This window comes from Streptomyces sp. Alt3 (assembly GCF_030719215.1).
Taxonomy (GTDB): Bacteria; Actinomycetota; Actinomycetes; order Streptomycetales; family Streptomycetaceae; genus Streptomyces; species Streptomyces glycanivorans.
In genome coordinates, this window is the sequence record NZ_CP120983.1 from 3,503,309 (window position 1) to 3,526,569 (window position 23,261).

The following is a 23,261-nucleotide window of genomic DNA, read 5'->3' on the forward strand; positions in this document are numbered from 1 at the left end:
CGGGGCCCTCAGAGACGGGCCGGGTCGCCGGGCTGCTCCCGGATCGCAGGGATGATCACCGGGCCGCCGCGGTCGATCTCGCACCAGATCCGCTTGCCCGCACCTTCCGGCTGCCAGCCCCAGCGGTCCGCCAGGCCGTCCACCAGCTCCAGGCCGCGGCCGTTCGTGTCCTCACCTTCCGCGTGACGCGGCTGGGGCGGACGACAGCTGGTGTCCGCCACCTCGACGCGCACCGTCCCGGCCGAACCCGCCTGGCCGGCCGAGCCGAACAGCATCCGCAGCACGGCCGGACAGCCCGTGTGGACCACCGCGTTGGTGACGAGCTCCGAGATCAGCAGGATGAGCGTTTCCGCGAGGGGCTCGTCGTCCTCCATCCCGGACCCGATCAGCCTCGACCGCGCCCATCTGCGGGCCCGCCCCACCTCCGCGGGATCCGGCCCGACCTCCAGCTGAACCTGAAGCACCTGCACCGCTCACACCATCCGAACCGGCGGACACATCGCCTCGCGCCTCCTCAGGGTCACGGAACGTGACTCCCCTTCGAGACAGCATGGTTGACGTACAGTCACCGCAACAAGCGCTTCGGGCATATTCCAGCGCGAAGGAGTACGCGTGGTCCATACTGTGCGACGCGCGCTGCGGAGAGTCGAACAGAAGCGCACCGGCGCCCCGGGGAACGTGTCCCCGGCAGGACCGCCGCAGCTCCGTGGGGTGCGAGCAGGGCACCGTGTACCGCCCGGGGCCGCCATGGGGGCCGTACCCGGATCCTCCGGTTCCAGTACCACTCGCATCCCAGGGAGCGTACCCGAGACGGCGCCCGCGACTCCGCCCGGTGACGGAACGCTCCGGGGGCGCACCCGGCTTTCGGATGCGTTGCGTCACCCGCGACGCGCCCTCCGCGCGCCCCCGGCCAGTCACGACCGTCCGCCGGAGGGCGCGCGGCCAGGCCCGGGGCCGGACCGCGGGAGGATGTCAACTACTCATATCGCCGGGCGTGTTGACCTGGGCCTCGCCATGGGGCCGGGCATGGGGAAGGCGCCCGTCGCGGCGCCCGGCGGTCACGCGTCGGGTTCGATGACCGTGAAGTACGCGGAGAAGGCGGCGACCGCCTCGGCCTCGGCGATCCGCCCGTCCTGGTCGGTGTCCAGGCTCCGTGCCGCGACGCTCGCGATGTCGTCCTCGGCCCCCAGCACCCTCAGGGCGCGCTCCACCCGGTCGACCGGGGCCGAGGCGGGCGCGGCGCCCTCCGGGTCCGTCCCCGCCGCGACGGCGAGCGCCGCGCGCAGGAAGGGCCGTGCGATCTCCGCGAAGCGTTCCGGGTTGTCCCTCAGCCGTTTCACGGCCCCGCCGACGAACTCCTGCCGGGTGACGCGCTGGTCCCCGTCCACGTCGGCGATTCCCGCCATGCCCTGCCAGAAGGCCTCGGCGCCCGTGTAGAGCGACTGGCCGCGGTCGCAGCGGGCCGTCGTACCGAACTCGGTGAGCAGACGGGCCGCGGCGGCGTTGAAATCGGCGCGATCGATGTAGCCGTTGCCGTCCTGGTCGAAGGCGGCGAAGCGGTGCGCGATCTTGCGCTCGTACTCTGCGCTGTCCATGCGGGGAGCGTACGACGCCGGAAGGCGTCACGTGTCACCAACTGCCTTCAGCGGTGTGACAACCTCGTGCGGGAGCGGCGCGTCACGCGGTGAGCGGCCGGGACGTGTCGTCGGTGGCGGCGCCGGCGTCGGGATAGACGTCGAAGAGGCGCCGCACGCCCAGGGCGCCGAGCACCTTGTTGACGTGCGAGCCGTCGACCGCGCCCCGGGCCGGGAGGATCAGCCGCAGCCGGCCGCCGCAGGACTTCATGAGACGCCGGGCGGCGATCAGGACGTTGACGCCGCTGGAGTCGCAGAAGAGGACGCCGGAGAGGTCGAGGACCACGTCGTGCCGGCCCGCGGCCACGGCCCCGTGGACGGACTGACGCACGACGGGTGAACTCACGAGGTCGAGTTCGCCGTGGATCCGCAGCACCGTCCACGTGTCCTGCTCGGTCTCGTACACCTTCAGCGTCACGCGACTCGGCCTCTCGTTCCGGGGCTCCGGAGGATCCGGAAGTTTCCGTTCCTCCTCGCGGCTGCCCGCTGCGCCACCTGCGAAACACCCTGCGGCCCACCAGCCTGGCACAGGATTCATCCAGAAATGATCACTTCAGGATCGTTTACGCGATCAGGAAGGGGCAAGGGGTGAAGCATTCCCTATCATTCGGCGCCACTCCAGGGACGTACTTGCCGGAAAGGCGCGTGTTCGGAGGATGCTGCCGACTAGATTCGACGTGACGAGAGGCACAGGGCTGGGGGCCGGATGGCGAAGGACGCACCACCGCGCTGGGACCGCCGCATGCAGCAGCGGCTGGCCCGTGGCGAGGCGGCGGCGCTCGGCGAGCTCTACGACCGGTTCGCCGCTCTCGTCCACAGCCAGGCCCACCGCATGCTCGACGACGAGGACGCCGCGGACCAGGTGACGCGCGAGGTCTTCGGCCACATCTGGGAGAACCCCGGCGCCTACGACCCGAAGCACGGCTCGATGCGCTCCTGGGTGGCGCGGCTCACCCACCGCAGGTCCGTGCAGAGGCTCCGCGGGACACAGGACGAGGACGATGGGCCCGACGCGGACGCACGGGCCCAGGAGCTGGAGCACCGGGTGCTCAAGGCCACCGCCGCGGCCCGTGCCGACTACATCGTCGCCTCCATGCCCGCGTCGCTGCGCGCCGCCCTGGAACTCGCGTACGTCCAGCGGCGGGACTACCGGCAGGCCGCCGCCGACCTCGGAGTCACGGGGGACGAGGCGAGGCGCCGGCTGCGGCTCGGCCTCCAGTTGCTCTCCACCGCGAACACCCGGCCCTCGGCGGACTCCGCTCCTCCCGGCTACGGACCGACACCGTGAACGGCGGCCAGGACGGCGGCCTCGACGGGGAGAAGCCGGTGGAACGCCGCATACCGGGGCCCCGGCCGGCCGCGGACGACCGGGAGACGCTGCCGCCGGTCCGGTCCGGGGCGCGGGAACCGGCGAAGCCCCCCGAACCCGGGCCGCCGGGGCCATCGCTCCCGCACGGGGTGCTCAAGTCGCTGCTCGGCGCCTGGGCTCTGGCCGCCTGCTCCGCCGAGGAGACCGCGGCCGTCGAGAAGCACCTCACCTCGTGCGCGCCCTGCGCCGACGAGGGCCTGCGGCTGCGCGACGCCGTGGGCCTGCTGCACACCGACGGCACCCTGGACCTGGACCCGATGCTCCGGTCGCGGGTCCTGGAAGGCTGCCTGGGCCGCCGCCCGGCGCGCATTCCCGTCCCGTCGTGGGCCGCCCCCTACGACGCGGAGACCGCACGGCTCGACGCGCTGCTGCGGGACATCGGCGACGCGGAGTGGCACGCGCCGGTGCGGCTCAAGTGGTTCGAGGCGGACCGGCAGGTGAACCGCAGGACGACGGTCGCCGGGGTGATCGGCCATCTGATGGCCGTCGACGGCCTGGTGTCCGCGGCGCTGGGTCTGGACGACCCGCTCGGGAAGACGGACGGCGCCCTGCCGCCGACGCCGACCGGGCGCACCGAGGCGTACTGGTCCGCCGCGCGTCGCCCGCCCACCCGGACCGTACGGGAGCCCTGGCGCGACCAGAGCCATTCGCTCGTCCGCACGGTGTCGTTCGCCGGCCGCGGCGTCGCGGAGCTCTCCGTGCCGTACGGGGGCTTCGCCCTTCCGCTGCAGGACTCGCTCCTGGAGCGGGCCTTCGAGTGCTGGATCCACGGCGGTGACATCGCGGACGCGGTGGACTACCCCTACGAGCCGCCCGCCGCCGCCCATCTGAACCGGATGATCGACCTCGCCGCCCGGCTGCTCCCCGGCGTCCTCGCCGGGCGCCGCCGGGCGGGGCTCGCCTCACCGGCCCGCCACCTGGTGGCCGCGGGTTCCCCGGGGCGCTCCCTGCACCTGGAGGTGGAGGGCCGGGGTGGGGGCGACTGGTACATCGCGCTGGACTCACCGGCCGCACTCGGCTCCCCCGCCCACTCGGTCGCGCAGGTCGCGCTCGACGGGGTGGAGTTCTGCCGGCTGGTCGCCGGTCATGTGCCGCCGGTCGAGGCCGCGGCCGGTCAGGAGGGCGACCGCGAGGCGATCCGCGACGTCCTGTTCGCCGCGGCCTCCCTCAGCCGGCTGTAGGCCTGGCCCCGGGGGCCGGGGCCTTACGGGAAGACGACCGTGCGGCGGCCGTTGAGCAGGATGCGCCGCTCCGCGTGCCAGGTGACGGCACGGGCCAGGGCCAGTGCCTCCACGTCACGGCCGACCGCCACGAGCTGGTCCGGCGTGACGCCGTGCCCGACGCGCTCGACCTCCTGCTCGATGATCGGCCCCTCGTCGAGGTCCGCGGTCACGTAGTGCGCCGTCGCACCGATCAGCTTCACACCGCGGGCGTGGGCCTGGTGGTACGGCTTCGCGCCCTTGAAGCTCGGCAGGAAGGAGTGGTGGATGTTGATGATCCGGCCGCTCAGCTGCTTGCACAGGTCGTCCGAGAGCACCTGCATGTAGCGCGCCAGGACGACGAGTTCGACGTTCTCGCCGCGGACCAGCTCCAGCAGCTGGGCCTCCGCCTCCGGCTTGTTCTCCCTGTTCACGGGGATGTGCCGGAAGGGGACGCCGTAGGAGGCGACGAGCTCGGCGAAGTCCGTGTGATTGGAGACGACCGCCACGATCTCGACCGGCAGGGCACCGGTGCGGGAACGGAACAGCAGGTCGTTGAGGCAGTGCCCGAACTTGCTGACCATCAGCACGATCCGCATCCGGTCGCTCGCCCGGTGGATCTGCCAGTCCATCCGGAAGGAGTCCCCGATCGCGGCGAAGCTGGCGCGCAGCTTGTCCACGGTGACCGTGGCGTCCGCGGAGAAGTGGACGCGCATGAAGAAGAGACCGGTGTCGTGGTCGCCGAACTGCTGGCTGTCCTCGATGTTGCAGCCGGTCATGAAGAGATAGCTCGACACGGCGTGCACGATGCCCTGCTTGTCGGGGCAGGAGAGCGTGAGGACGTACTGCTCGGAGGCGGTCTCCGAGGCAGCGGGTACGGATTCGGCGGGCTGCGGCGCGGTCATCCCGTCAGGGTGCCACACCGCCCGGCGGTCACGCGGATCTGGTCATGATGCGGAGCACGTCCAGGGAGCGCGGCGGGGTGTCCGGGTCCTCCGCGTCGTTGGTGGCGAGCATCACATGGGCCTCGCGCGCCGCCATGACCGCCTCCTGCCACCCGGGATGTTCCAGATAGGCGGATACGGGGGCATCGGCGCCTATCTGGTGCATGATGCGCAGCACCCGCAGGGCGGCGACGTCCACGAGGGCGGCCTCGGCCGAGTCGCGGAAGATCGTTCCCACGTATTTCTCGGCGGACCAGTTGTCCAGCCAGGTGTCCTCGACCAGGCGGTACACGGCGTCGGTGACGTCGCCGTACCCTTCCCGGCCGGCCAGCCAGCACTCGTGGTGGAAGACGGGGTCGGAGAGCATGTGCAGCGCCGAGCGCACGTTGCTGCGCCAGCGCCACCAGGGCATGTCGTTGAGCGGCATGCCGCCCATGGTGGAGGAGCGACGGCCGCGACGGGAAGTGTTCTCCGAACCTTGCTGCACGGTTGCCGATCGTACGTTCCCTCCCGGCGGCCGTACGCGGGCCCCCGTATTTCACCTCCACGTCACCCTGCGTTGACCACGGCACACTGCGGCGTTACCCCTGACCCGTAAAAGTCCATGCCCATGACCGGATGGCGACGCCTCATCTCTCCCCGCCCCTACGAGCTCCTCTCATCGGTGGCGGCCGGGGCGCTGCTGATGTCCGGCTGCGGTGTGATCCCTGGGGCCTCGGGGGGTTCCGGGGAGGCCGTCACCGTGATGACCTGGGCTCCGGACACCACCGCGGCCGACTCGGTGAACATGGCCGGCATGACGGCCATGGCGACGACCTACGCACGCTGGATCAACGAGAAGGGCGGGATCGGCGGCCACGAGCTCCGGGTGCTCACCTGCAACGAACAGGACACCGCGGCCGGGGCGTCGAAGTGCGCCCGGCGTGCGGCCGACGAGGACGTGGCCGCGGTCGTCGGCTCGTACAGCCGGTACGGCCGGGCGTTCCTGGCTCCGCTGGAGGCCGCCGGAATCCCGTACATCGGCGGGTACGGCGCCTCGGCCGACGAGTTCACCAGCTATCTCTCCTACCCGGTCAACGGCGGCCAGCCGGCACTCGTCGCCGGCAACGGCGAGCAGCTGGCCGCGAGTTGTGCCCGCGTGTCCCTCGTGCGGCCCGACACCCTGGTCGGCGACACCATGCCCGGTCTCCTCGACACCGGCCTCAGCAGGAGCGACCGGCCCGCGTCCTACGACATCAGCACGACCGAGGGGGCCACGTCGTACGAGACGGAGGCGTCCAGGGCCCTCGGCCAGGCGGGCGACGGCTGTGTGACCGCGGTGCTCGGCAGGGGCACGGAGACGTTCTTCGACTCCTTCCGCCGGCTGGAGCCGGAGGACAGCGAGGTACGGATCTCGTCGGTCCTCGGCAGTGTCGGCCAGGGCCTCATCGACCGCACCGGCGGAGCGGACAGCCCCTTCGAGGGGGCTCTGGTCACCGGCTGGTACCCGGAGTCGGGCGACGCCCGATGGAACGAGATGCGGGAGGTGATCCGGCAGTACGCCTTCGGGGACAACCGGATCGACCCCACGGACTCGGGCGTGCAGACCACCTGGATCGCGTTCACCGCGCTCAAGGCGGTCGTCGAGGCGATGGACCGGCCCGACATCACGGCGGGCGGGATCTCCGTCAGCCTCAACCGGGGCACCGAGGTGGACACCGGCGGCCTCACCCCGGTCCTGCGCTGGCGGTTCCAGGACATGGTCGGCACGGCCGCCTACGGACGCATCGTCAACGGCCGGGTGACGTTCCAGGTGGTCCGCGACGGGCGTCTGACGGCGGAGAGGAAGGGCTTCGTGGATGTCACGGAGACCCTCGTCGACTCCCGCTCGCGCGGCTGACACGCGGGCACCGGCCTCCCTGACCCGGCGAACGGGGCGGAGACCGGTGAGCGGGTCACATCAGAGCTGCGTGGGGGCGCGCTCGGTCAGCCCGTACTTCTGCGCGATGGAGTTCCACAGGCCCGAGGCCTTCCGCTTGGCCGTGGTGGCCTCGCCGCTCGACGCGTTGGCCTTGGCCGTCTCGTCGGTCGAGCGGGCCTTTCCGCCCTTGCAGACCTTCTTGCCGTCCTTGGCCTGGACGGCCCAGGCGGCGTAGTGGTCGTCCGCCTCGGCGGACGCCTGCCAGGCGTCGGTCAGGGAGGTCTTCAGCTCGGCGTGGGCCGGGAGCTGGTCGACACTCAGCGCCTCCAGCCGGGTCACCAGACCCCGCCGCTGCTCGGCGGCACCCTGCAGGTCGGTGGCCGCCTCGTCGAGCGCCCGGCAGCTCTTGATCTTCTCCACGGCGCTGATCACCGCCGAGCGGCTGTTGTTGCTGTCCGCGAGCAGCTTGTCCAGCTCCTCGGCCTGCGGCTTCGCGGGATCGGCCGCCTCCTCCGAGGGGGAGTCGGCGGTGGGGCTCTGCGCGGCCACCGTCTTCTTGTCGTCCGAAGGGCTGTCGTCGCCGCCGCTCATCAGGGCGCCGGCGCCGAGCCCGATGACGGCACAGCCGATGACGACGGCCGCGATCAGCGGGACGGCCGCTGACCGTCTGCGCGGAGCGTCACCGCCACGGTCCGGCTCCTGAGCGCCGTAGCCGCCGTGTCCGCCGTTCCCGTCCTGGACTCCCTGCGGGCCCGACCGGTACGGCGGAGCACCCTGGGGCTGCTGCTGGTGCCCGCCCTGCTGGGGCTGCTGCTGCCCTGCGAACCGGGGCATCTGCTGTGTGGCGCCCGCGGGCTCGTCGCTGCGGAAGAGGCTGTCGAACTCCGCGGGCGGCTGCCGGTCGCCCGGGGCTCCGGGGCGTATCCCGTACGGAGCGCCGCCGGGCACCGGGGGTATGTACTGGGTCGCGTCGGCGTCGGACTGCTGCGCGGGCGCGGCGTTGTGACCCAGGTACTGGGTGGACTCCGCCGGGTGCTCGGGCGGCATGCCTCCGGGCAGGGCTCCGCCGGGTACGGGCGCGATGTACTGCGTGGCGTCCGCGTCCCCGCCCTGCCCCATGGCCCCCGAGGGACCGGCCTCGGGCGGCAGGGGCTGCGCGTACGGCTGCGGCTGGTGGTACTGGTCCTGCTGGTACGAGTCCTGCTGAGGCGCGTAGTGCTGCTGCCCGGGCTGCTGGTACTGCCCGTGCTGCGGCGGCTGGTACGCCCCCTGCTGGTGCTGCTCGGGTGGCAGCTGCCCCGGTGGCAGGCCGCCCTGCTGCCCGGCCTGCGGGCCCCAGGGCCCGCCCCACGGCTGCCCGCCGGCGGGGGCGGCCTGGTCCGGCTGCCCGCTCGCCGGACCCCCCGGGTTCCAGGGGGCACCACCCTCCGCGGGCAGCACGACACCTTCGTGCGCGGGCCGTACAGCGGGAAGCTGCCGCTCGTCACCCTGTCCGCTCTGCGTCACCGGGACTCCTACGTGTGAACCTATGGAATCGTCGGCTCACGCTACCGGGTGTCCGGAGCCCGGCGCCAAGCGCCCGAGAGCGCTCACCACCCCTTCACACCGCGGGTAACACCTGGGGCGTCCACGGCGCTGATCATGGTCAACTCACCGAAGACGCCGGTCAGGCGGCCTGGAGCTCCAGCCTCGCGCCGAACTCCCGGACCGAGGGTTCGTTCGCGTACGGCTCGAACCGCTGCTGGAGGTCGTCGAGATATTCGGCACCCCGGCTGGAGCGCACCGTCCCCAGCAGTTCCATCGCCCGCAGCCCCGTGTGGCAGGCCTGTTCCACCTCACGCTGCTGCACCTGTGCCGAGGCCAGCAGCACCAGGCCGATGCCCCGGCGCCGGGTCCGCGACTCCGGGAGGGCGGCCAGGGCCTCCTTCGCGCGGCGGGCGGCCGGCTCCGCCTGTCCCAGGTCACGGTGGCAGTGGGCCAGTTCGTCGGCGAGATAGCCCGCGTCGAAGTGCGCGATCCAGTCCGGGTCGTCGCCCGTGTCCGGGTCGGCCTGTTCCAGGGCGGCCAGCGCCCTCCCCGCCGCGGTGTGGCAGGTGCGGGCGTCGCCCATCAGCGCGTGGCCCCGGGCCTCCGCGGCGTGGAACATCGACTCCGCCCTCGGGGTCACCCGCCCCCGCGCGCCCTCCTGGGCGGCCCGCGCCAGTTGGGCGATCTCACGCGGATTGCCCAGCTGGGCCGCGAGATGGCTCATGGAGGCGGCCAGCACATAGCCCCCGTAAGCACGGTCGCCCGCGGCCTGGGCCAGGCGCAGCGCCTGGATGTAGTACCGCTGGGCCAGCCCGGGCTGGCCCGTGTCGACGGCCATGTACCCGGCGAGCTCGGTGAGCCGGGCGACCGCGCCGAACAGCTCGCGGCCGACGGATTCGCGGTACGACCCCGAAAGCAGCCCGGACACCACGCTGTTGAGGTAGTGCACCAGCACGGGCCGCACATGTCCGCTGCCGAAGCGGTGGTCGAGGTCGACCAGCGCCGCGGTCATGGCCCGCACCGCCGCCACGTCCGGCATGCCGACCCTGCTCCCGGCCGTCCGCGCGACCTGCGGGTCGGCGCCCGTGATCAGCCAGTCCCGGCTGGGCTCGACCAGGGCCGAGGCCGCCACCGCCGAGCCGGACAGCAGGTCACGGCGGCCCACGTCGCTGCGCCACAGCTCGCAGACCTGCTCGACGGCTCCGAGCACGGTGGGCGCGAACTGCAGACCGACCCCGGAAGCCAGGCTCTTGCCGTTGGCCATACCGATCTCGTCGATCGTGACCGTGCGTCCGAGCTTGCGTCCGATCGCCTCGGCGATGATTCCCGGCGCCCTGCCGCGTGGTTGCTGTCCGCGCAGCCAGCGGGCCACGGAGGTCTTGTCGTAGCGGAGGTCGAGCCCCCGTTCCGCCCCGACCATGTTGACCCGGCGGGCGAGGCCGGCGTTGGAGCACGCCGCCTCCTGGATGAGCGTCTGGAGACGTTCGTTCGGCTGGCGGGCGACGAGAGGCCTGGCTGCCATATTTCCCCCTGAGACCGCAGTGATTCCAGTGAAGGCATCACTGCCCGGCACGGCACAAGAAATGCGCATATTCATCTGTATCGGGTACGAGCAGTGGTGAGTTGGCACAATCCTGCGTGTGCCTACCCGCGCACCGCTGCGCTTCCTCCTACGCGCCCCCGGCCGTGCACCCGTGCGCCCCATGTGCAGGATCGATCCGTCCCGAAGGATGCGCGTGCGCCCGTAACCCCAGGTGGCGCCGGGAGTTGAGCGGGGAGTGGAAGAGCCCATCGGAGTGACGGAAGCCGCCCAGGTCCCCAAGCAGCGAGGTGAACAGTTACTCGAAGCCGCCGCCTGGTACGCCCAGGAGCGGCACTGGGACGTTTTCCCGGGCACCTGGACCGAGGTCGTCGGAGGGGCGGAGCGCTGCTCGTGCGGTGACGCCGGCTGCACGGCCCCCGGGGCACATCCCACCCGGCCGGACTGGGCGGACCAGGTGACCGGCAGTGCCGCCGCCGCACGCAGGATGTGGTCCAGGCAGCCCGGGTCGGCGGTCCTCCTGCCCACCGGCCGGACCTTCGACGCCCTGGACGTACCGGAGGCGGCCGGTTTCCTGGCCCTGGCCAGGATGGAGCGGATGGGCCTGACGCTCGGCCCGGTCACCCGCACCCCGGACCGCCGGATGCTGTTCCTCGCGCTGCCGGGTGCCGCGGCCAAGGCGCCCGCGCTGGTCCGCGACCTGGGCTGGGACGCCGAGGCGATCGGCATGGTGGGGCGCGGCGAGGGCGACCACATGGCCGGCCCGCCGACCCGGACGGCCGGGCGCGGGGCCGTGCAGTGGGCCCGCCGCCCCTCCCGCGCCGATCTGTGGCTGCCCGACGTGGAGGAGCTGATGGGCCCGCTCGCGTACGCATGCGCCCGCGAGGCCGCCGACGCCCGGAGCCGTCTTTCGTAGGCTGGTCCCACTAGCGGGGACTTCGAAAGGCAGTGCCATGCCGGACCAGGCGGAGCGTACGGGCGGGACCGACACGGCGGGCGCGGCTCCTGCGCCGGTTCCCGCCGTGCGGGTGGAGGGGTTGTGGAAACGGTTCGGGGAGCAGGTCGCGGTCGCGGGGATCGATCTGGAGCTGCCCGCGGGGAAGTTCATCGGCCTGGTGGGCCCCAACGGCGCGGGGAAGACCACGACGCTCTCGATGGTGACCGGGCTCCTGCGGCCCGACATGGGGCGGATCGAGGTCGCGGGACACGACGTGTGGCGGGACCCGGTCGAGGTGAAGTCCAGGATCGGGGTGCTGCCCGAGGGGCTGCGGCTCTTCGAGCGGCTCTCGGGACGTGAACTCCTCGGCTACACGGGCAGGTTGCGCGGGCTTCCCGGCGCCGAGGTGGACAAGCGCGCCACCCAGCTGCTCGACGTCCTGGATCTCGCGGGGGCGCAGCACAAGCTGGTGGTGGACTACTCGACCGGGATGCGCAAGAAGATCGGGCTGGCGTCCGCGCTGCTGCACAACCCCGAAGTCCTGTTCCTCGACGAACCGTTCGAGGGCGTGGACCCGGTGTCGGCGCAGACCATCCGCGGCGTCCTGGAGCGCTACACGCGCTCCGGTGCGACCGTGGTCTTCTCCAGCCATGTGATGGAGCTCGTCGAGTCCCTCTGCGACTGGGTGGCCGTGCTGGCGGCGGGACGGATCCGGGCCCACGGCACGCTGACCGAGGTGCGCGGCGACGCGGCCTCCCTCCAGGACGCCTTCCTGGAACTCGTCGGCGCGGGCGCCCGGGACACCGGGGAGTCCCTCGACTGGCTGGGCGGTGCCCGATGACGGTGCTGGACGCCCCCGCGGGTGCCGCCGTCCCGGCCGTACGCGGTCAGGGCCTGGTCCCCGTCTTCGCACGGCTCAAGCTGACGCTGCTGCGCAACGGACTGCGCCAGTCGTCCGGGCGGCGGGCCGCCTACGTCGCGTCCCTCGTCGTGACGCTTCTGCTCGCGGCGGGCCAGGTGATCGCCCTGGTCGCGCTGCGCGGCCACGCACAGGCGGGCACCCTGGTGGTGCTCCTCACCGCCGTCCTGGCGCTGGGCTGGGCGGTGATGCCGCTGTTCTTCCCGAGCGGGGACGAGACCCTGGACCCGAGCCGGCTGGTGATGCTGCCGCTGCGGCCGCGGCCGCTGATCGGGGCGCTGCTGACGGCTTCGCTGATAGGTATCGGGCCGCTCTTCACGCTCGCCCTGGTCCTCGGCTCGGTGATCGCCCTGGCGCACGGGGCGGTCGCGGTGGTGTTCGGGGTGATCGCCGTGCCGCTGACGCTGCTGGTCTGTGTGGCGCTGGCGCGCTCGGTCACCACGGCCAACATCCGGCTGCTGACCTCGCGCAAGGGCCGCGATCTCGCGGTGCTCAGCGGGCTGGTGATCGCGGTGGGCATCCAGTTCGTCAACTTCGGGGCGCAGCGCCTGGGCCGGGCCGGCGGGCTGTCCTCGCTCGAACCGGTCGCGGACGTGGTGCGGTGGCTGCCGCCGGCCTCGGCTCTCGGCTCGGTGGGGTCCGCCTCCGAGGGTGCGTACGGGGCGGCGCTGGGGCAGTTGCTGCTCTCGGCGCTCGCGCTGGGCGGGCTGCTGTGGCTGTGGGAGCGGAGCCTCGTGAAGCTGATGACGTCGCCGGACGGCTCCACGGTCGCCGCGGCCGAGCCGTCGGCCGGGCGCTCCGGCGCGGGCCGTTCCGGTCTCTTCCAGCTGCTTCCGGAGGGGCGTACGGGCACGGTGATGGAGCGGAGCCTGCGGTACGTCGTACGGGACCCGAAGACCAAGGCGGCCTGGGTGACGGCTCTGGCGATCGGCCTGATCGTGCCGGTGCTCAACGCGGTGCAGGGCGGCGGGTCGGTCTATTTCGCGTGCTTCGCGGCCGGGATGCTCGGCATGCAGATGTACAACCAGTTCGGACAGGACACCTCCGCCTTCTGGATGGTGGCCCTGTCGGTGTCCTCGACCCGGGACGCGTACCTCGAACTACGGGCGCGTGCCCTGGCCCTGCTGCTGATCACCCTGCCGTACACGGTCCTGGTGACGGTGGTGACCGCGGCGGTCCTCGGGGACTGGGGGGCGCTGCCGGGGGTGATGGGCCTGTCGTTCGCGCTGCTCGGCGCGATGCTGGCGACGGGCGCGCTGGCGTCGGCGCTGTTCCCGTACTCGATCCCGCAGGACGGGGCGTTCAAGAACGTCGTGCCGGGGCAGGCCGGGCTCGCCTGGATCTCCATGCTCGGCGGGGTGGTGGCGGCCGCGGTGCTCAGCGGGCCGGTGATCGGGCTGACGGTCTGGCTGCACGTGGCGGGCCGTCAGGACCAGTTGTGGCTGCTGTTGCCGGTGGGTGCGGTGTACGGGGCGTTCATCGGGTGGCTGGGCGTACGGCTGGCGGCTCCGCGCACCGCGCAGCGGCTCCCCGAGATCCTGGCGGCGGTCAGCAAGGGCTGACGGGCCAGGGCGCGGGGGCGCGCGGGCCGGCGAGGACGGGACGGGGGCGGCCGGGGTTCAGGGGCTGACGGGCTCCCGTTCGTCGCGGTGTCCCTCGGCGAGCTGTTGCAGGAAGGGCTCCACCGCCCTGCGCCAGCCCTCCGGCCGGTCGTAGTGGACGAGATGGCCGGCGTCCTCGACCTCCGCGTACTGCCCGCGCGGCAGGACGCGGACCATCTCCTGGGCCTCGGCCCTGCCCAGTTCTCCGTCGATCCCGCGCAGGACCAGGGTCGGGCAGCGCACCTGGGCGAGCTCCTCCCAATGGGCGTCGTAGACCCAGGTGGCCCGGGACGTCAGCATCTGTTCCTGGGAGAAGACGGGCCGCCAGCCGTCGGCGCTCTCGGCCATCACCTCGGCGAAGAACTCGCCGCGCGAGGGGCTGGGCCGCTCCACCCAGGGGTCGTCCTCGCCGAACCACTTCCGCACGTCGGCGAGCGTCGCGAAGGGCAGTGGCCAGGTGGTGAACCAGTCCGCCCACTCGCGCTGCGAGGCAGCGCCGATCGCGGAGGCCCTCATGTCGCAGATGATCAGCGCCTTGACGAGGTCGGGGCGCTTCGCGGCGAGCTGCCACGCCGTGAGCGCGCCCATCGCGTGCCCGACGATGGTCACCGGGCCCAGGTCCAGCTGCTCGATCGCGGCCTCGGCGTCCGCGACGTAGGCGTCGCGGGTGTACGGGCCGTCGGCCGGCTTGTCGCTGCGCCCGTGGCCACGCTGGTCGAGGCCGACCGGCCGGTGGCGCTCCGAGAGCCAGCGGGCGGTGGACGCCCAGTGCGTGGCCCGTCCCATCAGGCCGTGCAGCATTAAGATCCCGGGGGCCTGCCCGGCCTCCGCGCGATCCTTGGGCGGATCGGCGAACTCCCAGGCCGCGAGGCTCACACCGTCCGATCCGGTCACATCGATGCGCCGCACCATAGGTTCTGGCACCCCCTTCTGGTCCTCGATCACCGTGTGCGTGCACGCCAGACTATCGAACTCTTATTCGAAAACTCGCTTCCGGCTCGCAACTTCCCACGTTTGAGTGACAGCGGTTCAGGATTGACGACGGCCGCCCTGGGGAGACCTTCTCCGGGAAGCGGACCACTCGGGGACAGGGGTCCGCGGGGACTGATCTCGAGAGCTCGGGGCTCCAGGTCAGCGCAGGGGAGGACAGGCCCCGGCACCTTCGGGCGCCGGGGCCGCAACATGCCCGGGAACGCAGGGGTCCGTGCCCGTGGCGGACCGTGGGGGCGGCGTCGAGCAGAACCCCTGAAAATCGAACACCCCGCACCGCAACGACGGCACGGGGAAGCGTGAGGACGTCGGAGAGCCGGGCAGCCACCTCACGGTGTACGTGCCAGTGCGACGGGCGCATTCCCTGCTCCCTCCCCGACCGCCCGGCGAGTTCCGCCGGCGCCCTCAGGTCATATGCCTGGCCACAGCCTGGCACGCGTTTCGCCCGGGCGCTGCGATTCCGGGCGGAAAACAGAAAGCGGGCTTACCGGCTCACATCTGCACGTGCATCCGCATCGGCGCCTGCACGTGTGGCGGGGCGCCGACGCGGGCACGGACGCTGGTCAGCGCTTCGCGACGAAGACGTGCGAGGCGACGTCGGAGTCCAGCTCCGCCGCCTCCCCGCTGGAACCGACCAGCACGCCGCCGGCCGACTCGGTCACACTGACGACGGACCCGGGCTGCACGCCCGCCCGCCGCAGCGTGTACATCAGCTGTGCGTCGGTCTGGATCGGCTCACCGATCCGGCGCACCACCACGGTCTTGCCCTCCGCGCCCGGGTCGAGCTCGGCCAGGCTCACCATGCCCTCGTCCAGGAACGGATCGGCCTCGGACTTCTCGCCCAGCTCCTCCAGTCCCGGGATCGGGTTTCCGTACGGAGATTCCGTCGGGTGCCGCAACAGCTCCAGCACCCTGCGCTCCACGGCCTCGCTCATCACGTGTTCCCAGCGGCACGCCTCGGCGTGGACCTGCTCCCACTCCAGGCCGATGACGTCGACGAGGAGGCACTCGGCGAGCCGGTGCTTGCGCATCACCCGGGTCGCCAGCCGGCGGCCCTCCTCGGTCAGCTCCAGGTGGCGGTCGCCCGCGACCTGGACCAGACCGTCCCGCTCCATGCGCGCCACGGTCTGGCTGACCGTCGGACCGCTCTGGTCCAGCCGTTCGGCGATCCGGGCGCGCATGGGGACCACGCCTTCCTCTTCGAGCTCGAGGATGGTGCGGAGATACATCTCCGTTGTGTCGATCAGTCCGGACATACGTGCCCCTCGATGCTGTGACATGAAGTCGTCGTGCGATGGCCCTCCACCAATTCTGACGCATGGGGCCGACAACCGTGCCCCGCCGTCGGCAGTCCGTGCGGACAGCCGGTTCCGGGCGCTATTGACAGCCCAGTGGTCCAGACCGCAACGTGATCCGCGGCACGGGCACAGCACGGACCCCCATCCGACAGGAAAGGCCTCCTCGATGAGCGACAGCAAGCTCGCCGGTCAGTTCTTCGACGCAGCGATCGGCCTGCTGGAGCGGGTCCGCGACGAGGAGGCGGGATCGATCGCCGCCGCGGGAGCCGCGATCGCCGAGACCGTCGCCGCGGGCGGCCGGCTCTTCGCCTTCGGCGCCGGGCACTCCTCGCTCGCCGCACAGGACGTCGTCTACCGGGCCGGCGGGCTGGCCCTGATGAACCTGCTCGCGGTGCCCGGCACCGTCGGCGTCGACGTCATGCCGGCCACACTCGGCTCGGCACTGGAGCGGGTGGACGGTCTCGCGAGCGCCGTGCTCGACTCCAGCCCGGCCCGGGCCGGCGACCTCCTCGTGATCATCTCCCTGTCCGGGCGCAACGCGCTGCCCGTGGAGATGGCGCAGAACGCGCGCGCGCTCGGGCTCACGGTCGTCGGGGTCACGTCCGTCGCCTACACGACGGGCACGAAGTCCCGGCACGTCTCGGGCGGATTCCTGCGCGACCACTGCGACATCGTCCTGGACAGCAAGATCGCGATCGGTGACGCCGAGCTGCGTACGGAGGGAGTGGAGGCACCCTTCGCGCCCGCGTCGACGGTCGTCACCAGTGCGCTGATGCAGGCCATGATGGCCACCGCGGCGGAGGAGCTCGTCGCCCGCGGGATCGAGCCGCCGCTGCTGCGCTCGGGCAACGTCGACGGCGGGCACGAGTGGAACGGGCGTGTGATGCGGGAGTACGGCGACCGCGTCTTCTACCGGCACTGAGCGGCACGGTTCCCGGACGGCCGGGCCGGTCCCGGGGCCACCGCGGGCCCTGGGGTGCGCACCCCGGGCCACTGCTGACACCGGCCCCGGGGCGCGGCCGGGCCGACGCCCCCGGGTCCGGCTCGCACCGCCGTCAGGCCTCCGGCCCGCCCGTCAGCCGGGCCAGGTCCACCGCCGTGGCGACCCGGGCCGCCACGCTCTCCGCGTACATCACGTCGGGCAGTTCGAACGCGCTGCGGTTCGCCGCGCGCAGGAACGTCACCACGCCCAGCGTCCGCCCCCGGCTCCGCAGCACCGCGCACAGGGCGTGCACCGAGTCGCCCGGCCACTGGTGTTCCACAGCCCACGCCCCGCCCGCGCCCGCCGGTGCCGCCGCCCGGACGGAGCCCGCGCGTTCCACCGCCTGGAGGGCCGGGTGTCCCGGCGCGTAGCGAACCGGGAGCGGGCCGCCGGAGACCGGCAGGCAGGGGCCCGGTGCGTCGGACGGCGTGGCCGCGGCCCGCACGAGCCGCTCCCCCGCCGCCAGGTCGGCCAGCAGATCGACGACCGCATGGTCGGCGAACCCCGCCAGCGCGTAGTCCAGCGACGTGGTCGCCGCCTCCATCGGGTCCTCGCACTCCGCGGCCTGGCGCGCCGCCCGGTGCAGCTGCTTCGCGCGGAAGCGCACCCGGTCCGCGTCCTGCTCCGCCAGCTTCGCCGCGGTGACGTCCCGGAACAGCCAGCCGACCCCGAGCGGAACCGGTTCTTCCGCGAGCGGCGAGGCCAGCCTCAGGAACCCGCTGCGCCAGCAGCGCCGCCGGTCGCCCTCGGCGGTGCGCAGGGTCACCCACAGCTCGGCCGGGGCGGGCGGCGCACCCTCGGCGAGGACGTGCTGCAGGGCACTCTCCAGGTCCTCGACGCCCTGCACGATCAGCTCACCCAGCGGGCGCCCGAGGGGCGTGGTACGCCCGCCGCCCAGCGCGCGGGCGGCGTAGCCGTTCACCACGGTGGGGCGCAGGTCCACGTCGACGGCGACGACACCCCAGGACGCGTCCTCGAACAGGGCCTCGCTGAGCGCGATGGAACGCTCCAGGTCGATCTGCGCGTGCACCTCGCTGAACGCGCAGTACACCCCGGCGGGCTTCCCGTCCTCGCCCCTGACCCCCGACGACTGGGTCCGCACGAGGACGCGTCCGCCGTCCTTGCGCAGCAGCGCGAACTCGTGGACCTGACGGCCCGGCGCGTCCATGACGGACAGCAGCCGCCCCTGCACGTCCCCCGCGTCCGCGCTCCGCACGGCCCACCCTGCGAAACCGCGCCGCCCCACGGCCTCGGCGGCGCTCCAGCCGAGGATCCGCTCGGCCTCACGGTTCCAGTGGGTGATGGTGCCGTGCGCGTCGAACGCGCAGAGCGCCGCGTCCATCCCGTCCAGCAGGGCGGCGAGAAGACGGGAACCCGGGATCGCCGCCGCCGTCGGACGCTCCCGCCCGGGGTCCTCGTCGGGACCGAGCGCGTCGGTGGTCCCGGTGCTCCTGGAAGCACTCACTCCGTACCTCCCGCAGGGCGTGTTCCGCTTCGCGTCTCGCATTGCCGCACGTCAGACCATTGAACTCGAACGTGAGCCACCACACAGCCACTTCCCGGAAATCCGGTGTCCACCCGGGGCCGCGTTAATTCGGTTGTGCCCGCGCGGCGGCGTTCCTAGGCTGTGGGCACACGCTGAAAGGAGGTGATCCGAAAAGTGCAGTCTTATCGGATTCGTGAGGTGGCTGCGGGCTGACAGCCCGTCGTCGCACACCGTGCACCTCGGCAGGCTGTCTGCCGAAACCCAAGCAGTCACCGACCCGCAGGCTCGCCGGTAAGTCCGGCCGGCTCCTCCGCAAGGAGGGACCAGAGCCTGCGGGTTCCTGCGTTCTCCGGGCACTCCCCGGATCCCGTCGGGTCTTCTCCGGGCAGGGAGGCTCAGTACTGCTCGGACTGGCCGCCGTCGATCGGGATGACGGTGGCGTTGATGAAGCCGGACTCCTCGGAGAGCAGGAACGCGACCAGGTTGCCGACCTCCTCGGGCCTGCCGAAGCGCTTCATCGGGTTGACGCTGACGAAGGCCTCGCCGGCCTTCTCCCAGTTGTCCGCGTCGATCTGCTTGAGCGAGGCCTCGACCATCGGGGTCATGATGGCTCCGGGGGCGATCGCCTTGACCGAGACGCCGAACTGCCCGTACTCCACACCGGAGTTGCGGGTGAGACCGACGACGCCGTGCTTGGCCGCCGCGTAACCGGACTGGTTGCCCACGCCCCGTATGCCGCCGACGGAAGCCGTGTTCACGACGGAGCCGGAGCCCTGGCCCTTCATGACCGGGAGCACGTACTTGAGGCCGAGGAACACGCCGCGGAGGTTGATCGAGACGACGCGGTCGAACTCGTCGGAGCCGAAGTCCTCGGTGAGGTTCTGCTTGCCCTCGATGCCCGCGTTGTTGAAGAAGCCGTCGATGCGTCCGTACGCCTCGACCGTGGCGGAGACGTACCGCCGCGTGTCCGGCTCGGAGCTGACGTCGGCGGTGATCCGCAGGACCTCGGTGCCGGGGGCGGCCTTCTCCACCGCGGCCGCCGTGTCCGCGAGCCCCTGCTCGCTGACGTCGACGAGCGCGAGCCGGGCGCCTTCCGCCGCGACCCGCACGGCCGCCGAACGGCCGAGGCCCGAACCGCCGCCGGTGATGAGGACGACCTTGCCGCTGAACCGGTCTTCCATGACTGAACCTCCACGCTGAGATGTGCCGGATGGCACTAGACTAGACAGTACGTACAGTCTAAATATTCCGCTGTGCCCGTATCGTGCGGCTCAGGAGGTTCCATGGACGACGAACGCCCCGCAGCACGCCCCCGTCGCGGCCCGCACCGCGACCCGCAAGCTCATGAGGCGGTCCTGACGGCCACGCGGGAGCTGGTGGCCGAGCTGGGCTACAAGGGCGTGACGATGGACCGCATCGCCTCACGGGCGGGGGTGGCCCGGATGACGGTCTACCGCTGGTGGCCGAACAAGGCGGCCGTGATCACCGAGGCGGTCGCCGACCGGCTCGCCCCCGTACCGGCCCCCGACACGGGTGACGTGCGCGAGGACGCGCTGCTCTGGCTGCGCAACCTGGTGCGGACCCTGACCCTGCTCGGCGACCCCAGTGTGGTGACGGGTGCGCTGACCGAGCGCGGGGAGGCCGGCCGGGCGGATCTGCGGGACCTCCTGCGCGCCCATGCCGAGCGGGCCGCGCTGCTGCTGCGCAACGGCGTGGCCCGGGGCGGGCTCCCGGAGGGGCTGCCGGTGGACACGATCGTCGACAGCTGGACCGGTTACGTCGTGTACCGGACGGTGTTCCTGGGCCAGGAGATCACCGAGGCCGACCTCCTCGGCCTCGTACGGCTGCTGCCGGAGCCGGGCGAGGCGACTCCCGGGGCCTCGGGCGCCGGGACGGGCTGAAGGCCCACGGGGCCCTCAGGGGCAGAGGCGCTCCACGTGCCAGCCCGACTCCGGGCTCTCCCGCACGTACCGCAGCCGGTCGTGCAGCCGGTTCTCGTGCCCCTGCCAGAACTCGATCGCGTCCGGCACGACCCGGAAGCCGCCCCACTGCGGGGGCGCCGGGACCTTCTCGCCCTCGGGGTAACGGGCCGCGAGCTCCTCGTAACGGTCCACCAGCTCCTGCCGGGAGCCGATCACGGCCGACTGGTCGCTCGCCCACGCACCCAGCTGGGAGCCGTGCGGACGGGTGCGGAAGTACGCCACCGTCTCCTCCCGGCCGACGCGGACGGCCCTGCCGGTGACGATGACCTGGCGGGCGAGCGGGTGCCAGGGGAAGAGCAGCGAGACGTAGGGGTTCGCCGTCAGTTCCCGGCCCTTGCGGGAGCCGTAGTTGGTGAAGAAGACGAAGCCGCGCGCGTCGTAGTGCTTCAGCAGCACCGTCCGGGAGGACGGCCGGCCCCTGGAGTCGGCCGTGGAGACAACCATCGCGTTGGGCTCGTGCAGCGCCCCGCCCCCGGCGACCTGGCGGAACCAGTGGGCGAACTGCTCCATGGGGTCCGCCGCGAGATCCTTCTCGGTGAAGTCCTCGGAGCGGTACTGCTCGCGCATCACGGCCGGATCGGTGGTGCAATCGGATGACGGGACGCGGGAGGAGGCGGAATCTGAGGACGGAGTGGCATCTGCTGTGGGCACGGGGCCATCCTGCCGCAGCGGGCCGGTTTCCCCACGGGGAGGGCCACGATCGCCGGTCCGCGAGCCGCGGGGCTGTGCCGGACGTCACCCTTCCCCGTGCCGTGGTAACCCGCCAGTATCGTGCACAGGCCTTCGTGGCCTGCACACAGCCGCCGAGTCGAGGGAGCCGCCCGATGTCCGACTTCGTACCCGGACTTGAAGGAGTCGTCGCGTTCGAGACGGAGATCGCCGAACCCGACAAGGAAGGCGGCTCGCTGCGCTACCGCGGCGTCGACATCGAGGACCTCGTCGGCCATGTGTCGTTCGGCAACGTCTGGGGCCTGCTGGTGGACGGGGCGTTCAACCCCGGTCTGCCGCCCGCCGAGCCGTTCCCGATCCCCGTGCACTCCGGTGACATCCGGGTCGACGTGCAGTCCGCACTCGCCATGCTCGCACCGGTGTGGGGCCTGAAACCCCTGCTCGACATCGACGAGGAGACCGCGCGCAACGACCTGGCGCGGGCCGCCGTGATGGCTCTGTCGTACGTGGCCCAGTCGGCCCGCGGCCAGGGGCTGCCGATGGTCCCGCAGAGCGAGATCGACAAGGCGGAGTCCGTGGTCGAGCGGTTCATGATCCGCTGGCGCGGCGAGCCGGACCCGAAGCACGTCAAGGCCGTCGACGCCTACTGGACGTCGGCCGCCGAGCACGGGATGAACGCCTCGACGTTCACCGCCCGGGTCATCGCGTCCACCGGTGCGGACGTGTCGGCGGCGCTGTCCGGGGCGGTGGGCGCCATGTCGGGCCCCCTCCACGGCGGGGCCCCGTCCCGGGTCCTCGGCATGATCGAGGAGATCGAGCGGACGGGCGACGCCACGGCGTACGTGAAGCAGGCCCTGGACAAGGGTGAGCGCCTGATGGGCTTCGGCCACCGCGTCTACCGCGCCGAGGACCCCCGCGCCCGCGTCCTGCGGCGCACGGCCCGTGAGCTGGCCGCCCCGCGCTTCGAGGTGGCGGAGGCCCTGGAGAAGGCGGCCCTGGAGGAGCTCCACGCCCGCCGCCCGGACCGTGTCCTGGCGACGAACGTGGAGTTCTGGGCAGCGATCGTCCTGGACTTCGCCGAGGTCCCGGCGCACATGTTCACGTCGATGTTCAGCTGTGCCCGCACCGCGGGCTGGTCGGCGCACATCCTGGAGCAGAAGCGGACGGGCCGGCTGGTGCGCCCGTCGGCGACCTACGTCGGCCCCGGCACGCGCGACCCCCGCTCGATCCCGGGCTACGACCAGCTGGCGGATCTGGGGAACTGACGGGGCGGGCGGGCAACGGCGGAAGCGTCCAGCTTCCGTCGGCGCCCGCCCGTTCGTGCAGCCGTTGCCGTGGCCCGGTCCCGGCGCCCGCCCGTCCGATGCTCCTCCGGACGGGCGGGCGACGCGGATCGGGGTTCTCAGCCCGCCAGCAGCGCCTTCGCGGCCGTGATCACCGGCAGGCCGATCTCGCCGACCAGCGCCGCGATGCCGGAGATGCGCTGCACCAGGCCGCGCCGGCCCTCCGGGGACGTCTCCTCCGCGATCGAGTCGGCCGCCGCGTCCACCTCCGCCCTGTCGCTCTCGTCCAGGTGCGGGCGCAGTTTCTCGATCTCCCGCAGCAGGGCCTCCACCGCGGGCCCCCCTGCGGTCGCGCCGACGGTCTTGCCACCGGCCACGATGTCACCGCCGCCGGTGTGCTCGGCCTTGCCGATGCTGCCCGAGCCGTACTGCTCGATGTGGTCGCCGCTCATGATCCCCCGATGCTCCCGCTGCCGCTGTGCTGAGCCTTGCCGACGCTGCCTGATCCGTACTGCTGGATGAAGTCGCCCTGCACAGCGTGTGCCACGTTGATGATCGTCTGCGCGACGTCGGGGTTGCCGATCGCCTTGGTGATCTCGTGGACGAGCTGCTGGATCTCCGGCTGCCGCGTGGACCAGATGGCTTCACGCTGGGTGCCGGAGGTGTTGAGGACCAGGCCGTACACCGGCGGCCTCTGCAGAGCGGAGACCAACTTCCATATCAGGAAGGCTTCGACGGCGAGAAAGATGATCGTCCCCACCGTGTCGAACACGGCGGCGATGATGCCGCCGAGAATGAGCCAGCCGATGGTTCGAAGGATGAACGTCTTCCACACGGCGCTCTTGTCGACGGTCAGCTCGCGCTGACCGACGTGGGATATGTTGCGCAGCGGATACGCTTCGCCGCCCACCCACAACACACCTTCGTTGATTGTTACTTGGGCCGCCACAGGACCCTCCTGTCCCCTACCGGACGCTGAGAGGGGGAGCGTAGCGAAGGGG

Annotated in this window: 23 protein-coding genes; 9 read left to right on the plus strand and 14 right to left on the minus strand. The window is 72.2% G+C overall.

The features are described 5' to 3' along the window. Positions 1–8: 8 nt before the first annotated feature. The 3 genes from P8A20_RS15105 to P8A20_RS15115 form a co-directional block, all read right to left on the minus strand. Complete coding sequence (locus P8A20_RS15105) at positions 9–470, minus strand: ATP-binding protein (protein ID WP_147963922.1); 462 nt, start codon at positions 468–470, stop codon at positions 9–11. Between the two features lie 588 nt (positions 471–1,058). After that, entirely contained in the window at positions 1,059–1,595 is a 537-nt protein-coding gene (locus tag P8A20_RS15110; RefSeq protein WP_147963923.1) for an EF-hand domain-containing protein, read from the minus strand. A gap of 82 nt (positions 1,596–1,677) precedes the next feature. Continuing rightward, a complete protein-coding gene (locus P8A20_RS15115) occupies positions 1,678–2,052 on the minus strand; it encodes an STAS domain-containing protein (RefSeq protein WP_147963924.1) in 375 nt (124 codons plus the stop codon). 288 nt (positions 2,053–2,340) lie between these two features. On the opposite strand from P8A20_RS15115, the gene P8A20_RS15120 reads away from it, so the two are divergent. Together P8A20_RS15120 and P8A20_RS15125 are read left to right on the plus strand one after the other, a co-directional pair. Next, positions 2,341–2,922 carry an RNA polymerase sigma factor gene (locus tag P8A20_RS15120; RefSeq protein ID WP_147963925.1) on the plus strand — a complete coding sequence of 194 codons (582 nt, stop codon included), beginning with the start codon at positions 2,341–2,343 and terminating at the stop codon, positions 2,920–2,922. Then, positions 2,919–4,184: a maleylpyruvate isomerase N-terminal domain-containing protein gene (locus P8A20_RS15125; RefSeq protein ID WP_306103652.1), complete on the plus strand. Its 1,266-nt coding sequence runs from the start codon at positions 2,919–2,921 to the stop codon at positions 4,182–4,184. Before P8A20_RS15120 ends, P8A20_RS15125 begins: the two co-directional genes overlap by 4 nt. Before the next feature lie 23 nt (positions 4,185–4,207). Here the strand turns inward: P8A20_RS15125 and purU are convergent, their stop codons facing one another. Together purU and P8A20_RS15135 are read right to left on the minus strand one after the other, a co-directional pair. After that, positions 4,208–5,107 carry a formyltetrahydrofolate deformylase gene (gene purU / locus P8A20_RS15130; RefSeq protein ID WP_147963927.1) on the minus strand — a complete coding sequence of 300 codons (900 nt, stop codon included), beginning with the start codon at positions 5,105–5,107 and terminating at the stop codon, positions 4,208–4,210. Positions 5,108–5,135: 28 nt separating this feature from the next. After that, positions 5,136–5,582 (minus strand): SCO4402 family protein, encoded by a 447-nt coding sequence (locus P8A20_RS15135; RefSeq protein WP_014154721.1) that lies wholly within the window; start codon positions 5,580–5,582, stop codon positions 5,136–5,138. A 174-nt stretch (positions 5,583–5,756) separates the two neighbouring features. Between P8A20_RS15135 and P8A20_RS15140 the strand changes: the two genes are divergently transcribed. Beyond that, the gene (locus P8A20_RS15140; RefSeq protein WP_147963928.1) at positions 5,757–7,025 is read left to right on the plus strand and encodes an ABC transporter substrate-binding protein; all 1,269 of its coding nucleotides are present in this window, start codon (positions 5,757–5,759) and stop codon (positions 7,023–7,025) included. A gap of 60 nt (positions 7,026–7,085) precedes the next feature. Here P8A20_RS15140 and P8A20_RS15145 read toward each other — a convergent pair whose 3' ends face one another. Both P8A20_RS15145 and P8A20_RS15150 read right to left on the minus strand, forming a co-directional pair. After that, positions 7,086–8,552 (minus strand): hypothetical protein, encoded by a 1,467-nt coding sequence (locus P8A20_RS15145; RefSeq protein ID WP_306103653.1) that lies wholly within the window; start codon positions 8,550–8,552, stop codon positions 7,086–7,088. A 160-nt stretch (positions 8,553–8,712) separates the two neighbouring features. Beyond that, positions 8,713–10,095: an NsdA family TPR-like regulatory protein gene (locus tag P8A20_RS15150; protein WP_147963929.1), complete on the minus strand. Its 1,383-nt coding sequence runs from the start codon at positions 10,093–10,095 to the stop codon at positions 8,713–8,715. A 256-nt stretch (positions 10,096–10,351) separates the two neighbouring features. Here P8A20_RS15150 and P8A20_RS15155 point away from each other — a divergent pair, with 256 nt between their 5' ends. The 3 genes from P8A20_RS15155 to P8A20_RS15165 are packed head-to-tail and all read left to right on the plus strand — an operon-like array spanning position 10,352 to position 13,531. Continuing rightward, positions 10,352–11,029, plus strand: coding sequence for a bifunctional DNA primase/polymerase (locus P8A20_RS15155; protein ID WP_147963930.1), 678 nt, complete (start codon positions 10,352–10,354; stop codon positions 11,027–11,029). Between the two features lie 37 nt (positions 11,030–11,066). Beyond that, positions 11,067–11,891, plus strand: a complete 825-nt coding sequence (locus tag P8A20_RS15160; RefSeq protein ID WP_147963931.1) for an ABC transporter ATP-binding protein — start codon at positions 11,067–11,069, stop codon at positions 11,889–11,891. Further along, positions 11,888–13,531 (plus strand): transporter, encoded by a 1,644-nt coding sequence (locus P8A20_RS15165; protein WP_306103654.1) that lies wholly within the window; start codon positions 11,888–11,890, stop codon positions 13,529–13,531. The genes P8A20_RS15160 and P8A20_RS15165 overlap by 4 nt, the downstream gene beginning before the upstream one ends. Before the next feature lie 57 nt (positions 13,532–13,588). Here P8A20_RS15165 and P8A20_RS15170 read toward each other — a convergent pair whose 3' ends face one another. Then, positions 13,589–14,482 carry an alpha/beta fold hydrolase gene (locus P8A20_RS15170; RefSeq protein WP_306105151.1) on the minus strand — a complete coding sequence of 298 codons (894 nt, stop codon included), beginning with the start codon at positions 14,480–14,482 and terminating at the stop codon, positions 13,589–13,591. A gap of 641 nt (positions 14,483–15,123) precedes the next feature. After that, positions 15,124–15,816 (minus strand): iron-dependent transcriptional repressor DtxR, encoded by a 693-nt coding sequence (locus P8A20_RS15175; protein WP_147963933.1) that lies wholly within the window; start codon positions 15,814–15,816, stop codon positions 15,124–15,126. Positions 15,817–16,024: 208 nt separating this feature from the next. Here P8A20_RS15175 and P8A20_RS15180 point away from each other — a divergent pair, with 208 nt between their 5' ends. After that, complete coding sequence (locus tag P8A20_RS15180) at positions 16,025–16,780, plus strand: SIS domain-containing protein (RefSeq protein ID WP_147963934.1); 756 nt, start codon at positions 16,025–16,027, stop codon at positions 16,778–16,780. Between the two features lie 133 nt (positions 16,781–16,913). Here P8A20_RS15180 and P8A20_RS15185 read toward each other — a convergent pair whose 3' ends face one another. Further along, positions 16,914–18,305 (minus strand): PAS domain-containing protein, encoded by a 1,392-nt coding sequence (locus tag P8A20_RS15185; protein WP_306103655.1) that lies wholly within the window; start codon positions 18,303–18,305, stop codon positions 16,914–16,916. 416 nt (positions 18,306–18,721) lie between these two features. Next, entirely contained in the window at positions 18,722–19,507 is a 786-nt protein-coding gene (locus tag P8A20_RS15190; RefSeq protein WP_306103656.1) for an SDR family oxidoreductase, read from the minus strand. 102 nt (positions 19,508–19,609) lie between these two features. Here P8A20_RS15190 and P8A20_RS15195 point away from each other — a divergent pair, with 102 nt between their 5' ends. Next, positions 19,610–20,227: a TetR/AcrR family transcriptional regulator gene (locus tag P8A20_RS15195; protein ID WP_306103657.1), complete on the plus strand. Its 618-nt coding sequence runs from the start codon at positions 19,610–19,612 to the stop codon at positions 20,225–20,227. Between the two features lie 15 nt (positions 20,228–20,242). On the opposite strand, the gene pdxH is transcribed toward P8A20_RS15195, so the two are convergent. Beyond that, positions 20,243–20,875, minus strand: a complete 633-nt coding sequence (gene pdxH / locus P8A20_RS15200) for a pyridoxamine 5'-phosphate oxidase (protein ID WP_306105152.1) — start codon at positions 20,873–20,875, stop codon at positions 20,243–20,245. 257 nt (positions 20,876–21,132) lie between these two features. On the opposite strand from pdxH, the gene P8A20_RS15205 reads away from it, so the two are divergent. Then, a complete protein-coding gene (locus tag P8A20_RS15205) occupies positions 21,133–22,242 on the plus strand; it encodes a citrate synthase 2 (RefSeq protein WP_147963938.1) in 1,110 nt (369 codons plus the stop codon). Positions 22,243–22,379: 137 nt separating this feature from the next. Here the strand turns inward: P8A20_RS15205 and P8A20_RS15210 are convergent, their stop codons facing one another. Continuing rightward, entirely contained in the window at positions 22,380–22,712 is a 333-nt protein-coding gene (locus P8A20_RS15210; RefSeq protein WP_147963939.1) for a hypothetical protein, read from the minus strand. Continuing rightward, complete coding sequence (locus tag P8A20_RS15215; protein ID WP_147963940.1) at positions 22,709–23,209, minus strand: DUF6232 family protein; 501 nt, start codon at positions 23,207–23,209, stop codon at positions 22,709–22,711. Before P8A20_RS15215 ends, P8A20_RS15210 begins: the two co-directional genes overlap by 4 nt. Positions 23,210–23,261: the final 52 nt, after the last annotated feature.